Origin of the sequence: Niveibacterium terrae, from assembly GCF_048213115.1 — a bacterium.
Classification (GTDB): domain Bacteria; phylum Pseudomonadota; class Gammaproteobacteria; order Burkholderiales; family Rhodocyclaceae; genus Niveibacterium; species Niveibacterium terrae.
The window spans coordinates 2,516,185-2,530,523 of the sequence record NZ_CP172404.1 but is presented as its reverse complement, the minus strand read 5'-3'; the positions used below and the strand labels follow the sequence as shown (position 1 = coordinate 2,530,523).

The following is a 14,339-nucleotide window of genomic DNA, read 5'->3' as shown; positions in this document are numbered from 1 at the left end:
GTCTCGCAGTATCAAATCGCCATGACCCGGGTCTGGGTGGCGGCGATGATCAAGGGCGTTCCGGTCGGCGCGGCGCTCGCCTGGCTGTCGAGCAGCAGCAGGGGCTGGCCGTTCGCCTGAACCCGCGTCGCGGCGCTGACGAACTGGGCGCTGATGCAGGGGCCGTTCCCGGCCGGGGGCGGCGGCATGCCGCAGCCGGCAACGACCCACGGCGCGGCGATCGTCACCGTGGCCATCCCGCTCACCAGCACCCGGGGATTCGGCGCGCCCGGCTGGGCCTGCCCCCCGTGGGAGCAGAGCACCGTCGCACCGGCATGGAGAAGAAATCCTGGCATGACATCCCCCTTCAGGTGATCGTCAGCGCACCGGCATTGACCGTCACGGTCGGGCCGAGCAAGGTGATCGCTGCGCCTCTGCCGTTCTGCAGCGTGATGCCGGTGTCGTTGACGATCAGCATCGCTCCGCTCGCGCTCTTGATCATGATTCCGCCGCTGGGACCGGGCAGATCCGAGATCGTCAGACCGTTCTGCAGCGGAGTCTGCAGCGTGATCGCGGGGGTGCCGGGAGGTGTCAGCTGGGCCAGGGCCGGGATCTCGGCGCCGCTTCCCCAGAAGCAGCCGACCCAGACCGGGTAATCGGGATCGCCGTGTTCGAATTCGACCCAGACTCCGGAGCCGATCGCCGGCAGCGCAAGAAAGCCGGTCTGTATCCCGGCGATCGGTACGCAAGGCATCGCCCAGCTTGCCGGAACGAGGCCCGCGACGTCGGGAACCTGGATCTGCAGCCGGCCCTGCATCATCGGGTCGACGTTGTTGAGGACCTGGCCGCGATATTTGCCGAGGAATTTGCGCTCTTCGCTCATGGCCGGACTCCTGGGACGGTTGATATGAGCCCGTTGCGCGTGAGCTGGAAGCTCTGTGTGAACTCGCCGCGCCTGAGCGTGCTGCTGACTCGCTTGACGTAGTAGAGCCCGTCGTAGGCGACGCCGGCGCCGCGCACGCCGACGAGCTGACGGGCCCTGAGCGGCCGGCCATAGCGCAGCACGTCGAGCTTGCCGTTCGCGCTGAGCGAATCCTGCGAGCGCGCCGCGGCGGCGAGGCCCGCCGAGAGCGCGCGCATCGGCGACATCCTGGCCGTTTCCTTCATCAGCGTCAGGTTGCGGATCGGAGTCGGCAGCAGGCCCAGAGGGGGCTGGAGCGGGTTCAGGTTCGGGATCGGAATCGGGATCGCCACCCGGCTCTGCGGGTTCTGGATCAGCACGACGGGGAGCGTGCCGCGGCACGCATCGAAAGCGAAACTCAGCGCTTCTACGTTGGTCAGCACGCCCATGTCCACGTTCAGTGCGGGCTGGGGGACGCCCACCTTGATCCGGGGGCCGAAGTAGGCGATGTTGGTGCCGGGTAGCGGCCCGGGCTCGATGTAGAACACGTAACCGAGCTGCTCGGCCAGCGTGTGCAGGTACGCCAGATCCGTCCCCTGCTGGGCGGGGATGCGCTCGACCGGGATGGGCACTTCGCCGAACAGGGCCGGGATCACCAGAGGGATCAGTCCGAAGGGCGCGTACTTGGCGCAGATCAGCGCGACTCTCGCCTCGACGGGCATCGCCGGGAAAGGCAGACCGCTCGCATCCTGCATGTCCATCACGCGGCTCAGATCCTCGCCGGTCACGGTCAGGGTTCCGGCCTCGCCGCCGTTCCCGGGCTGCATCTCGGCCCGCGTCATCACTCCGTCGAAGAGGGGCAGGGTGAGACCGCTCATCGTCACGATCAGGATCACGCGCAGCGGGGGAACGCCGATCCCTCCGCTTCCGGCGGCGATCAGGAAGATCGTCGCGAGCGGCGAGCGCGCCGAGAACTGGAAGTTCAGCTGGAAGCCGCTCGCCTCGCCATCGGCGCTGCTGACCTGGACGCTGTCGAGCGCGTCGATCACCGCCTGGGGCGCGGGCAGCGGCACGACCGGGCCGATCAGTAGCGACAGGCGTATGCCTTTGGCGAGCATCAGCGGCTGCCTCCGTCGTCGAACCCGTCCTGATCGATTCCGCTCACCCCCTCCGCCAGTGTGATGCGCAGACGCCGCCCCGCCGTCGCGGTCAGCGCGTCGGGGCTCATCGCGCCGTTCGCATCGGCGATCCGCCAGAAGAGCAGAGGATCGCCGAGATAGTGGGCGGCGAGGTTGTCCAGCCGGTCGCCGGCGACGACTTCGTGCTGTGCGATCTGGGCGAAAGCCGAACTCGGGGCAATGAAGCGGCGCGCGAGAATGCGGATGAGCCGGCCGTCGGGCAGCGCGATCTGTCTCGTCGCGAGGCCGCGGTAGCGGCTGTCGGCGGCATAGGGGGAGGTCGTCAGCCCCTTGTCTTCGAGAAAAGCCTGGATTGCGCTGTTCGTGCTCATCAGAGGCCTCCGAGTCCCAGTGCCGACAGCGAGCCCGCCGGCACCGATGCCGCGAGTTTTTCCCTGGCCTGCAGGTAGGCGATGAAGAGGCCGCCCCCGCGGTGCGCGAAGCCCAGATCCTCGACGCTGAGCACGCGTAGCGCCAGAGTCACTCTGGCGCGTATCGGGTTCAGCAAGGGATCGAAAGCCTCCTCGACGATCGCGAACTCGCTGATGCGCACCGGAACGATCCGCTTTCTGCCCCAGACGAAGAGCAGAAGCGGCGCTTCGATCGGCGCGATCTCGAGCGTGCCGGCCTGAGCCTGGCGATTGCGGTCGAGAAGCTGAGCACTGCCCGGATGGGCGAGCAGTTCGAGCTGGGCCAGCTGGGGGGCGATTCCGCTCGCGATGACCGCTTCGTGCTGATCGGGAAACTCCAGATGGTCGGTCGCGTCGATCTCGGCTTCGAGGCGGATCGTCTCGATCGCCGGAGCCGTGAAGCGGACCGCTTCCGAGCGCCTTCCCGCTTCTGCTCCGGTCGTCTGGACCTGCAGGCTGCGGCTCAGCGTGTCGGAGTTGTACTGCAATGCGATCACCTTCTGCACCTGCGCGCTGTCGGCATCGAGCAGGATCAGACCGCCCTTGAGTACGCGAGGGGATTGGGAGTAGCCACTCATCGCTCGTCCTCAGGTTCAGGTTTGTGCGCCACCAGGTGGCGGCGCATAAGTCGAAGTCGTGAAGAAGTCCGGATCGGTCTCGGGGGGCATGAAATAGCGGTGGGCGCCCGGATCCAGGCTGACGTGGTGCAGATAGGCGACGACACGCTCGGCGACGACTTCGACGCGGGTCATCCCGTTCGGGCGGTGGCGGAGCTGAACCCTGAAGGCGTAGCGGTCCGGGTTGGACAGGCGGGCGCGGGCGGCGGCGATCAGCGAAGCGTCGTCGGAACGGCTCGTCGTCAGGTTCCAGGTCTGCTCTTCGGCGCTCTGGCCGCGTCGGCGGACGCTGCCGGTGATCGTGAACGAATGGACCTCTTCGCCGTTCTGGACGCTGACGGACTCTTCCAGCGCGCTCGCGCGAAAGCCGTCGTTCCTGAACTCGGCGGCGAAAGCGCGGTTGGCTTCGGCCGCGCTGGCGGGCTGGGCGAACTCTCCGGCCGGGAAGGCGAACCTGTGCACGCTCTGTCCCTGCTGGCCGACCGTGCCTTGGGACGCGATCCGGGCGGCCGATCGCCGGTCGCGCGCGACGAGGCGGCGCACCAGGCTCTGCCTCTGCCGGGCGGGCAGATGAGGGTAGAGGGCATCGACATCGATCCGCAGTTCGGCCGCGCTGAACAGCGTCGATCCCGGACGCTGGAACAGCGGGCCGCGCAGCGCTTCGCTCACCCCGGCGCGGGCCGCGAGTTCGTCCTCCTCGCCTCGCCTCGCCGTGATTTCGGCCGCGACCTCGCTTCTGCGCTGCGCGAGCGCGCGGCGGCGCTGCGCGAGCGCTTCGCGGCGGGCACGGCCGGTGAGCGCCGGATCGATCGGAGTCGGCTGGGGGTGAGCGGCCGCGATGCCGGCGCGGTGTTCGCGACGGGCCCGCGCGGCGAGCACCGGGTCGGTCTGGTAGTGCTGTTCATGAGTCGGCGCGCTCACGGTGCCGGCGCCGCCGAAAGCTTCGTCGATCAACTCGACCATCTCGCGGGTGCGGCCCAGGTTGCAGCCCTTGATGTGAATCCGGGTCTGCGCGTCGATCTGCCGTACCGGTCGGGCCAACAGACTCGGCCCGCCGCCTTGCGGGTGGAGCTGTTCGCGCAGGCTCAGCACATCGAGCCGGGTGACGGCGCCGACCTCCCCGAAGCTGAGCGTTCCGTCCTCGTTCGAGTGCGACACGATGTACAGATTGCCGATCGCCGCGTTCACGTTGGCGATCAGATAGTCGAGCAGATCGCGCAGGCTGTAGATCCCGGTCACGAGGTGGGCTGCGGGCATCCTGGCCCGATAGAACGCTTCGGCCGTCGCGTAGAAGCGCTGGTCCGCTCGTGCATTCGGCGCGTCCCGTCCCATGATGAAAACATAGTCCTCGCGCGGTGCCGGCTGGGCAGCTGGCGCTGCGACGGCCACCTCGGGAGCGGGCTCTTCCCTCTCGCGCTGCAGACGGACGGCGGCGGAACCGCTGCGCTGCTGGATCACATGGGCGAGTTCGTGCGCAAGCAGTCCTTGTCCGGCGTGGCTTTGCGGCGTGTAGCGAGCCGGGTTGAATACGATGTGATTGCCCACCGTATAGGCGCGGGCCGATACGGCGTGCGCCGAAGCCGCAGCCTGATCGTCGGCGTGGATGCGTACCTGGCTGAAATCGTGATGAAAGTGCGCCTGCATCTGTTCCCGGGTTTGCGCCGGGAGCGCCTGGCCGGGCGTGGCCAGCACGTCATGGACGCACTGCGGCGCGCGTCGATCGCTGGCGCTGCGTGCGAGCGGCGCGGCCGCACTGAGCGGCGGTGCGGCTGCGCGTAGGTCGGCCGCACGCCTGGCCTCGTGTTCCAGCGCGTCGCCGGCGCGATCGAGGATGATTGGCCGTGGAGTCTCGCTTTTGACCGCGCACGGGGCGGGCAGCACAGTTCGATGGCCGCTCATCGCAGACTCCATGCTTGAGAGGGCGACGCTTTGCTCATTTGAATCCGGCCAGGAAGTAACGCGTTCCGCTCGGATGACGCAGCAGGTTCGCGGGAAGCGGAGCGAGCGGGGGCGGCGGAGTCCGCATCTGGGGTTGGCTGGCCAGCCGGCCGTGGCCCATCAGGTGCAGACGTCCGGGCAGAAAAGTGATGTTGCCGCGCGCGCCTTCGATGCCGCCCAGGAAGAGCGGGACGATGTGGTGGGCGTGGTAGTCGCGGGGCAGCAGATCCGGATCGCTGTGGCGGTGCCTGGCCCACAGCTCCCGCCTGAGCTCCCATGAGTAGGTCTCGTCGCGCTCCTGTTGCGCCGTCTTGACGAAGAAGGTGATCGGACGATCAAAGAGCATGGGCGGGCCGAAGATCGACGGCCAGATCAGCGGATAGGCACCCGGTTCGCGGCGTCGTCTCGGTTCCGGATTGGGGATCAGGTCGGGACCCAGCCTTCGGCCGGGGCGCGCTTCGGGGGCGGGGCGGGGTTCAGGACCCGCGCGAGGTTCGACGCGGGGTTCTGTGCGAGGCTCGACGCGAGGTTCGGGCTCGGCGCGTGGCTGCGCTCGGGGTTCGGCTTGCGGGCGAGGCTGGGGCTCGGCTTGCGGTTGGGGAGCCGGTTCCGCTTCTGGCGGTGCCGGGCGAGGCCGGGGTCTCAGCGCTTCGCGGAGGCTGTCTATCACTTCCTGGGCCGCGCGCTCGCGGGCCCGGCGGGTTGCCGGGTCGAGGTTGCCGAGCAGCCAGATCATGACGATCAGGAAAGCCAGAAAGAGCAGGATCACCGCGATCGGGATCGCAATGACGAAAGCCGCGCACTGAACGGGCGGGCCGGAGAAGCGGAGCACCGGAACCGGGACCCAGCCCGGAGCCAGCGTGCAAAAACTTCGGTAGAGCGCTTCGAAGCGGGCGGCGACGTCGGTGCCCAGCGCCAGCTCGCGCCGCGGGCGGAGCTGTATGCGCAGCGCGTTCAGGCTCTGGATCAGCGGATTTTCGCTGCGCGCGGCGATCGCTTCGGCCATCGCCGTGATGTTGCCGCGAGCCCGGGCGCGCAGCTCCTCGAGCAGGCCGGGGCTGCGCAAGAGCGTGCGCGGGGCGGCGATGCCGCGCACGGCGAGCGAGGCGCTCCCGTGCTGAACCTCGCTCTGTACCCGCTCGGCTTCCCTTTCCAGTTCCAGCCGTGAGCGGGCGGTCCTACCTCCCTCGCCGCCGAAACGGCCATTGCGTTGCTGAACGACATGGGTCAGCTCGTGGGCCAGCAGCGCCAGCCCGGAGGCGGTGCGCGGGTTGAAGCATCCCGCCGCGAAGTGGATGTCGCGTCCCTCGGTGAAGGCGCGGGCGCCGAGCGCTTCGGATCGGGCGGCAGCCTGGCCGTCCGAGTGGATGCGGACATCGGCGAAAGAGGTCCGGAAGCGCTTTTCCATCGCGAGCCGCACGCCCCCGGGCAGGCTGTTCGCCGCCGATTCGCGCTCATCAGTCGGCATCGGGCTGTGGATCAGGGTTTCGCTCATGGCCTCACCCTGCGGACGATGGCCCGGGCCACGCGTCTGCCCGTGTCGGCGGGCAGACCGTCGGTGGGAAGCGCAACGGCCAGATGGCGCGAAGCGGCTCCGCTCCGTAGCGCTTCGATCCCCTCGGGCGTCGCCATAAGCCGTCCCAGCTCGGCGCTCAGGCTCTCGGCGATCGCCCGTCCGTGCTCGGGGCGAAAGCCGCGCAGCACCAGCTGATCGATCTGGAGTTCAAGCCTCTTCATACCCAGCCCCGCGTCTCGGCGTCGGTGATCGTCTGCTCGCGCTTGGCGGCTTCGTCGTAGGCGGCGTGCAGCAGATGGACCATCGTGACCGGCTGTCCTTCGTCGGCGGCCCGGAAGGCCGCGTTGAGCGCGATGTTGCGGATGCCGCCGCCGCTGATGCTGAGCCGGGCGAGCTTCGCGCAGTCGAGCGCCTCCCGCGGTGTGGCGCTCGGGAAGATGCGCTTCCAGATCGCTTCGCGTTCGGCGAGGTCGGGGAAGGGGAAGGAGACGACGAAGCGCAGGCGGCGCAGGAAGGCGCTGTCCAGAGCCGCTTTCTGGTTGCTGGTCAGGATCGCGAGCCCCCGGTAGGCCTCCATCCTCTGCAGCAGATAGCTGACCTCGATGTTCGCATAGCGATCGTGGCTGTCGCGCACTTCGCTGCGCCGGCCAAAGAGCGCATCGGCTTCGTCGAAGAGCAGCAAGGAGCCGCTGTCCTCGGCGGCGGCGAAGATGCGGGCGAGGTTCTTCTCGGTCTCGCCGATGTATTTGCTGACGACCGCGGAGAGGTCGATGCGGAAAAGCTCCAGTCTGAGCTCCCTGGCCAGAACTTCGGCCGCCATCGTCTTGCCCGTCCCGCTCTCGCCGGCGAAGAGCACCGAGATGCCCAGGCCGCGCGCGCACTTGTCCGCGAAGCCCCAGCGATCGCAGACCGTCAGCTGGTGGCGGACCTGCGCGGCAATCTGGTGCAGGGTCTGTTTGCGGGCTTCGGGCAGGATCAGATCCGCCCAGCCGGCCTTCGCATCGATGCGCTCGGCGAGGCCGTCGAGCTTCTGCGTCGCCGGGGCGCGGCAGATCCTCCAGAGTTCATCCGCGGCGTCAGCGGGGCTGGCCAGACGCTTTGCGAGCTGTTCTCCTCCCTGGCGGATCTCGCTGGCGCTGAGCCGGAACTGCGCGGCCGCGCTCTCCAGCGCTTTGCCGAGGCTCGCGCTGCCCGAGGCTCCGAGAACCTGCCGCCAGAGGGCGAGCTGATCGCAACGCTCGGGTTTGTCCACGCGGTGGCGAAGGGTCTGCCTGTCCAGCGCGACCGGTTCGGCGGTCGCGAGCAGGGTCAGTCCGGACAGGCGGGCGATCAGCTCGGCAGCGCCGGTCTCGGCCCCGGCTTCGATCAGCAAGGCGGCCGGAAGCAGCGCGGCTTCCCGTTCCCACAGAGTCGCCAGCGCTTCGCGCTCAGTCGGCGCGGCCGGGATGTCGGTCGCGGCGAGCGCGAAGACGCGCAGGCCCAGCTCGGCGGCGAAGCGGACGGCGATGTCGCGCTTGCCCTGAAGATCCCCTCCTTCGAGGACGACGACTGGCCAGCTCGCCCGCTGGTCGGCTTCGGCGAGTTCGGCGCACAGGCTGGCTACGATGCGCTCGTGGCCTTCGGCGATCAGCGCGGGAAGGGGCAGCTCGCGCAGCAGCGCGCAGAGCCGGCCATCGATCTCGTTGAGTCCGGCGAGCAGGTGCAGGATCCGTTCGTCGATGCGCAGCGGGGCCGAGATCAGAGAGGCGCCGTCACCGAGTTCCAGAAGGCGCCAGCGGCGCAGCGGAGCCTGCGGGCTCAGCGCGCTCCAGTGCGCGAGGGGCAGCATCGCGAGCGCGAGGCCAAACGTCGCGCAGGGCTGGGGCGGAGCGCTCGCGGCGCTGAGCAGCGGTGCGAACTCCCCGTCCATCTCGACTCCGGCCGCGAGCAGCAGCAGGTCGCGCTCGAAGGGCGACAGCGAAAAGAGCTCGACGATTTCGTCGATCGCGGCCGGCTCGGTGCTCGGGGCGGGAGGCTCGGCCGCGCCGCGCAGCAGTGCTTTCAGACGCGCGAACTCGCTTCCCATCCGGCGCTGGTTGCTCTCTCCCCACGCCCAGGCGCCGGATGCGGCGGCGCTGTCCGTGTCGGCAACGGGAAGGCTAGTCTCCGGGTTCATAGGATGTCCAGCCTTTGATCGGCGAAGACCGGAGGCGAGCGCGTTGCATCGACGATCGGACTCTCGATCCCGTCCACTCTGAGCCTCGCCAGATGGGCGCCGGGCGGAGCGTTTTCGATCGCGAAGGAAAGACTGCCCGTCGCCGTCGTCACAGCCGGGAAGACGAACTCGGCCTCGTCCAGCAGCAGCGACACGCGCTGCCCGGGGCGGATCTCGGGGAGCACGGCGAGCGTGAAGCGGGCCGTGCCGTCCGCGTCGCGCGCGACGCTGAGCGGCAGGCCTTCTATCCGCGGCGCCAGAGTCAGGCCCAGGCGGTTGGTCTCGCGTGCCGTGCCCTCTCCCGGGCAAAGGAGGCGGACGCTGAGCGAGTAGACGCCGACCGGGAATTCCGCCGAGCGGGAAGCCGGGATCGCAAAGGTGATCCGGTCCGGGGCGTCCGTCCCCGCCGGATCGGCGAGCACGGTCGCGCGCACGCCGAGCGCCTCTTCGGTGAGCATGACCGTGCGCTCGACTGACGACGCGAGGTGATGACCGTGCAGCGCGATGGGGGTGCCGAGCTGTGCGGCGGGCTGAGCGGCGGCCGGCTCGGCCGTCGCGAGGTGAGGCAGAGCGGCGATCAGGCCCGACTGCACCGCGACGCCGCGCGCGCGTCGGCTGCCCGGGGCCAGCCCATCCTCGATCAGCGGACCGACGCTCAGGACCGGCAGCGGCGAGCGGGCCGGCTCTTCTGACGCGATCAGCACGACACTGACGAGGAAGGAGGCGCTCGGGCGCAGCGGACTCTGGGTCGCCGTCCACAGCTTGGTCAGATCTTCGGTGCTCAGATACTCCGGGCTGATCTTGATCTGCTCGGCCTGGTTCTCCAGGCCGGAGATGGCCAGAGCGCGCAGCGCGGCGGGCAGGGTGCCGCCCAGATCCGGCGAGGGCGTCAGCGCGGTGTGTATCGCCTGACGGGGCAGAACCGCATTCTCGTGCAGCAGTTGCAGCGCATAGCCGAGCAGGATCTCGCCATGCAGATCGCCGCCGCTGTAGGCCGAGAGCAGGTAGTGCAGGTTCAGCGCCAGAGGCGCGTTGGCGAGGCGCTGGCCGTCGCCCGCGGAGCGCGAAGGCAGGCTCATGTTGAGCCAGGCCGGATTGGGGCTGACCTGGTACAGAAAGAGGTTGAGCTGGGACGCTTCCGTGCCGTCGGCCGGGACGACCCGGTCGGGGGGGCCGACGCTGACCGTGACCGAGCTGCCCAGCACTCCGGCCGCATTGTGCTGGATCAGCCCGTCGTTGAGCAGATCCTTCAGCACCGCGCTGACGGCGGCGATCGCCAGAGCGGAGCTCATCTCTTCTCTCCCGAGCGCCGGTCCAGGTACTCGTCCAGCGACATCGCGCAAGAGCGGGGACTCTTGCGCGCGGGGGCGGCGGGGAGGGCCGTGACTTCTATGCGTCCGATATGGACGTGGATCTCGCCGCCATCGCGCTCCGCGCGCAGGTGTGCCGCATCCGGTCGGCGGGCGGGAGCCTTGGCCGCGAGCGGCGCGAGCAGCGCGGCCGGCTGCCGAGGCTCAGCCTCTGCCGGCAAGGATCCGCGCTCGGGAGAATCGCTCTCCCCGGACTCCGGCGCCAGCTTGGGCGAAGCTGCGCGGCGCGCTTCGGGCACGGTCGTGCTCGCGCGGGCAGGGCCCGGTTCGCGCTCGGCTGCGGCGATCCGTCTGGCGCTCTCGACGCTTGCGCGCTGCGGCGCCGCCGGAGTGCGGGCGGCGGAGGGGGCGCGGGGGAGGCTTCCCGGACGGGCTTTGGGGGCCGCCGCCGCTGTCGCGTGCAGCGCAGCGGCGGCGCGGCCCACAAGGGGAGAGGGCGCGGCGCTTTCGGGCTCGCCCCGGCTGCGCTGCAGCGGCTCGGCCGACGACGCGAAAACCGGCGTATCCGCTCGCGCAGGCGGCAAGCGGCTTGAGCGCGGCGAGCGCGGTGACGAAGGCGAAGCGGTGGGCGGAGGCGAAGCGGTGGGCGGAGGCGAAGCGGTGGGCAGAGGCGAAGCGGTGGGCAGAGGCGAAGCGGTGGGCAGAGGCGAAGCGGTGGGCAGAGGCGAAGCGGTGGGCAGAGGCGAAGCGGTGGGCAGAGTGTGGACCGGCCGTCCCGCTTCGCGGGCGGTCAGGTCTTCGCTGCGCTGCACGGCCTCGTCCTGCATCAGTGCGGGCGGCGCGATCCAGCGCAGGCGGGCCAGAGGATGAAGCTCGCCCTTCACCGGTGGGTGCAGGCCGACGGCGAGGCGTCGCAGCAGACCGTTCATGGACTGATTCGTTCCAGATAGGCCTCGCGGCGGGCATCGGACAGCGCGAGGATGGCCGACTCGCTCCAGCCGTAGGCGCTGGCGAGACTGTGCACGTCGTCGAGCAGGCGGTGGGCGCGCGATTCGATCTCGTCCCACAGGAAGGACGCGATGTCGAAAGCGGCTTCCCAGGCGTGGCCACAGGCGGCGCACTGGCTGTCGAGGCTCAGCGCGGCGAGCGGGTCGGCCTGATCGAGCGCTTCGCCGACGCGCTCGATCAGCGGCGGCAGGGCTTCGGGCGAAGGCTGAGGCGAGCCGGGCAGGAGGCAGGCCTCAAAGAGGCGAAGGGCGGCCGTCTCGCTCTCGGCCTCAGCTGCGACCGAGGCCAGATCCCGGCTGGTCGGCAGCCGGAATCTGAGCCCGTCCACTTCGACCGGATGCGCCTGGGTCGGCGCCAGAGCCTGGAGTTCGACGACATCGAGCGTCAGTTCGAGGCGCTCGGCACAGCAGGGACAATCGAGGTAGGCGGGCATCCGGGGGCCGAAAGTCGCGGCGCGCAGCGCGAGCAGCGCCCGGTTTCTCCTGCCCAGGGTTTCGTCGGCGAGGGTGTCCGGATCGGCTCCGGGCATCGCGCAGGCGTGCAGCAGCAGGGCCCGGTCCACGGGGTGGCGTCTCTTGCCCTGCTCCCAGAGGTGCAACAGGTTTTCGGTTTGGAGGGGTTTTATCGTCATGTTCAGGAGAGGCTCAGTTCAGTGGGTTCGCCGACTTCCGGATCCCGCTCCCAGCCCTCGTTTTCGAGCTTCAGGGTCTGGATCGCGATCGCATTCGCGTTCGCATCCAGGTCGGGCAGGGCATGGAACTCCGAAACCCAGCAGCGATAGACCTTGTAGGCGAGGGCCAGCTGACCGGCCTCGTTGTAGACTTCGATGATCAGATCCTTGCGGAAGTCCTTCAGCGAGACTTCCGCACCCAGACCCGAAGCGAAGTTCCAGACCTTGTTGGCCCAGTTCTCGAATTCCGGATCGTGGGTCACCCCGCGCTCCAGCGTGATCGCCTCGAATTTGGTGCGGCCCGGGGATTTGCGCGCAGTCGAGGGGTCTCCTCCTTCGCGGTGTTCGACGATCTCGGTGCTGCGCTTGAGCGCACCGACCTTGCTGATCCCGGCCACATAACGGCCATCCCACTTGACGCGGAATTTGAAGTTCTTGTAGGGATCGAAGCGATGTGGATTGACGCTGAATTGAGCCACGTCGTCCTCCTTAGGCTGCGGTCTGCCCAGCGAGCTGCTGGAGCTTGATGATCACGAACTCGGCCGGTTTGAGCGGTGCGAAGCCGACGATGATGTTGCAGACGCCCGCGGCGATGTCGGCCTGGGTGGTCGTCTCGCTGTCGCACTTGACCAGATAGGCGTCCTGGGGCCGGCTGCCCTGGAAGGCGCCCTGGCGGAACAGACCCTGCATGAACGCGCCGATGTTCAGCCGGATCTGGGCCCAGAGCGGAGTGTCGTTCGGCTCGAAAACGACCCACTGGGTGCCGCGATAGAGGCTCTCCTCGATGTACAGCGCAAGCCGGCGTACCGGGAGGTATTTCCACTCCGACGCGAGCGAATCCGCGCCCTCCCAGGTTCGTGCGCCCCAGATGACGCGGCCCAGGGTCGGGAAGGCGCGCAGGCAGTTCACGCCCAGCGGATTGAGCTCACCGTTTTCGCTGTCGGTCAGCGGTACTTCGAGGTCGGTGACTCCGTTGAGCTGGGCTTCGAGTCCGGCCGGCGCTTTCCATATGCCGCGCGTCGCATCGGTGCGCGCGATGACTCCGGCAACCGCGCCGCCGGGCGCAAAGCTCTCCAGCCGGTTCTCGAAGAAGGGATCGGCGGCCTTGATGCGCGGGAAGAACAGCACCGCGTTCTCGTCGCGCGCCAGAGCGAAGCTTCTGGCCGCGCTGACCGCGGCGTCCTTGCTCTTCCAGCCCGACGGCGCATCGACGATCAGCATTGCCCGGCGCAGCTTGCAGTAGGCGAGCGCGGCGCTCCAGGTGCTGTCCTCGACGTCCGTGTCCCGCGAATAGGGCGGGATGCTGAGCAGGTTGAAGAGATCGGTCTTTTCGAGCGCCCAGATCCCCTGTTTGCTCCCGGCGAGGCTCGCCTCGTCGTACTGGCTGTGGGTCAGCGCCGTGCCGTCGCTGCCATCGACGGTCCGGGCGGCTTTGCTCGTGGTCCGGGCCGGGCGCACGAGCGGGAAACTGCCGGGGAAAGGTGAGGGCAGAGCGATCAGCGCCGATTCCTGGGCCAGTACCCTGGAAATATGGCGGGGCGAAGCCGGATCGACCGACACGTTGCGGTGGAGCTCGGCGGCCAGAAGCGCCCCGGTGAGCGGATCGCGCTCTTCGACCCTGAGGTTGAACACGGTGTCGGGCTTGGCTTCGGGCGCCGGGCGGACATCGTGATCGACGAAGACCTCCAGCGCATTGCCCCACTTTCCGGGGCTGGCGGCGTCGATCAGCAGAGGATCGACGCCGGTCTCGGGGGCGAGCGCATAGCGGGACGTCGCGCCGCCATTGATCAGCCGGACGATGACCGCATCGCTGCCGCCGTTGGCGAAGTAGTGCTGGAGCGCATAGCCGAGCGGAGCCTCCACCCAGATGCCGCCGAAGCGCCGCGCGAAGTCGCCGAAGCTGTGGATCTGCACTGGCTCGTTGACCGGACCGCGCAGGGCACGGCCGAGGAAGGCGGTTCGTGAAGTCGCGACGCCGACGATGCTGCGCGCAGCGCCCGGCAACTCCTCGACATATACGCCTGGATAGCTCAGATTGACTGGCATTGTGTCTCCGGACTGTCAGTGGGGCGGTCAGCCGCCGATCAGGACTTCGACGGCGATGTCGGTGGTGCCGCCGTTCGTGAAATAGAGCGTTACGGGGTGGGCGCCAAGCAGGCCTAGCGCCCCCGAACCGAACAGCAGGTGAGGGCCATCCACCAGGTAGGTCTCGGTGCTGGCGGCGTCATTGAGCTTGTAGCTGAGCCCCTGACGGGTAGCCTTGATCGCGAGGAACTGCGGCGCGAGCGACTGGGCCCAGGGCAGGGGCAGAGCAAAATCGACCGCTCCGGCCGCGATCAGCGCGCAGAACTTTCCGTAGCCGCTGACCGGTATTTCGGTGTCGAGCGAGAGTTCGGGGCCGTTCGGGATGTTCAGGCGGGCGGCTATGACGAGTTTTTCGGTGCTCACGGAGACCTCCTGGAGCTTGGCGGGGAGAGGATGCGCCGCGCCGGAAGCCCGGCGCGAGGCATGGGGCGCCTGCCGCGCAGCCCAGATATTTGCGCAGGCGGCTTAGCTATTTGGAATACTCATCCAACGTAGATCACGACGTCATGCGCGTCCAGAGGATCCGTCCGGAA

General features: G+C 68.8%; 15 protein-coding genes. All 15 read right to left on the bottom strand.

The window, feature by feature from the left end:
- Positions 1-11 precede the first annotated feature (11 nt).
- From ACHFB9_RS11740 to ACHFB9_RS11670, 15 genes are read right to left on the bottom strand one after another with little or no spacing between them, the layout of a single operon-like run.
- Entirely contained in the window at positions 12-335 is a 324-nt protein-coding gene (locus ACHFB9_RS11740; RefSeq protein ID WP_417067321.1) for a hypothetical protein, read from the bottom strand.
- 11 nt (positions 336-346) lie between these two features.
- Positions 347-862 (bottom strand): phage baseplate assembly protein V, encoded by a 516-nt coding sequence (locus ACHFB9_RS11735; protein WP_417067319.1) that lies wholly within the window; start codon positions 860-862, stop codon positions 347-349.
- Positions 859-1,998, bottom strand: a complete 1,140-nt coding sequence (locus ACHFB9_RS11730) for a hypothetical protein (RefSeq protein ID WP_417067318.1) — start codon at positions 1,996-1,998, stop codon at positions 859-861. The genes ACHFB9_RS11735 and ACHFB9_RS11730 overlap by 4 nt, the downstream gene beginning before the upstream one ends.
- Complete coding sequence (locus tag ACHFB9_RS11725) at positions 1,998-2,390, bottom strand: LysM domain-containing protein (protein WP_417067317.1); 393 nt, start codon at positions 2,388-2,390, stop codon at positions 1,998-2,000. Before ACHFB9_RS11725 ends, ACHFB9_RS11730 begins: the two co-directional genes overlap by 1 nt.
- Positions 2,390-3,046 (bottom strand): hypothetical protein, encoded by a 657-nt coding sequence (locus tag ACHFB9_RS11720; protein WP_417067316.1) that lies wholly within the window; start codon positions 3,044-3,046, stop codon positions 2,390-2,392. Before ACHFB9_RS11720 ends, ACHFB9_RS11725 begins: the two co-directional genes overlap by 1 nt.
- Before the next feature lie 15 nt (positions 3,047-3,061).
- Complete coding sequence (locus ACHFB9_RS11715) at positions 3,062-4,984, bottom strand: DUF4157 domain-containing protein (RefSeq protein WP_417067314.1); 1,923 nt, start codon at positions 4,982-4,984, stop codon at positions 3,062-3,064.
- 34 nt (positions 4,985-5,018) lie between these two features.
- On the bottom strand, positions 5,019-6,518 hold the full coding sequence (locus ACHFB9_RS11710; RefSeq protein WP_417067313.1) for an eCIS core domain-containing protein: 1,500 nt from the start codon (positions 6,516-6,518) through the stop codon (positions 5,019-5,021).
- Complete coding sequence (locus tag ACHFB9_RS11705; protein ID WP_417067312.1) at positions 6,515-6,760, bottom strand: hypothetical protein; 246 nt, start codon at positions 6,758-6,760, stop codon at positions 6,515-6,517. Before ACHFB9_RS11705 ends, ACHFB9_RS11710 begins: the two co-directional genes overlap by 4 nt.
- Positions 6,757-8,694 (bottom strand): ATP-binding protein, encoded by a 1,938-nt coding sequence (locus ACHFB9_RS11700; RefSeq protein WP_417067311.1) that lies wholly within the window; start codon positions 8,692-8,694, stop codon positions 6,757-6,759. The genes ACHFB9_RS11705 and ACHFB9_RS11700 overlap by 4 nt, the downstream gene beginning before the upstream one ends.
- Positions 8,691-10,025 (bottom strand): DUF4255 domain-containing protein, encoded by a 1,335-nt coding sequence (locus ACHFB9_RS11695; RefSeq protein WP_417067310.1) that lies wholly within the window; start codon positions 10,023-10,025, stop codon positions 8,691-8,693. Before ACHFB9_RS11695 ends, ACHFB9_RS11700 begins: the two co-directional genes overlap by 4 nt.
- A complete protein-coding gene (locus ACHFB9_RS11690; RefSeq protein ID WP_417067309.1) occupies positions 10,022-10,972 on the bottom strand; it encodes a hypothetical protein in 951 nt (316 codons plus the stop codon). The genes ACHFB9_RS11695 and ACHFB9_RS11690 overlap by 4 nt, the downstream gene beginning before the upstream one ends.
- Positions 10,969-11,682 carry a hypothetical protein gene (locus tag ACHFB9_RS11685; RefSeq protein WP_417067307.1) on the bottom strand — a complete coding sequence of 238 codons (714 nt, stop codon included), beginning with the start codon at positions 11,680-11,682 and terminating at the stop codon, positions 10,969-10,971. The genes ACHFB9_RS11690 and ACHFB9_RS11685 overlap by 4 nt, the downstream gene beginning before the upstream one ends.
- Positions 11,683-11,684: 2 nt before the next feature.
- Positions 11,685-12,200 carry a phage tail protein gene (locus tag ACHFB9_RS11680; RefSeq protein WP_417067305.1) on the bottom strand — a complete coding sequence of 172 codons (516 nt, stop codon included), beginning with the start codon at positions 12,198-12,200 and terminating at the stop codon, positions 11,685-11,687.
- Between the two features lie 10 nt (positions 12,201-12,210).
- Positions 12,211-13,767: a phage tail sheath family protein gene (locus tag ACHFB9_RS11675; RefSeq protein WP_417067304.1), complete on the bottom strand. Its 1,557-nt coding sequence runs from the start codon at positions 13,765-13,767 to the stop codon at positions 12,211-12,213.
- Between the two features lie 27 nt (positions 13,768-13,794).
- Positions 13,795-14,169 carry a hypothetical protein gene (locus tag ACHFB9_RS11670; protein ID WP_417067302.1) on the bottom strand — a complete coding sequence of 125 codons (375 nt, stop codon included), beginning with the start codon at positions 14,167-14,169 and terminating at the stop codon, positions 13,795-13,797.
- Positions 14,170-14,339: the final 170 nt, after the last annotated feature.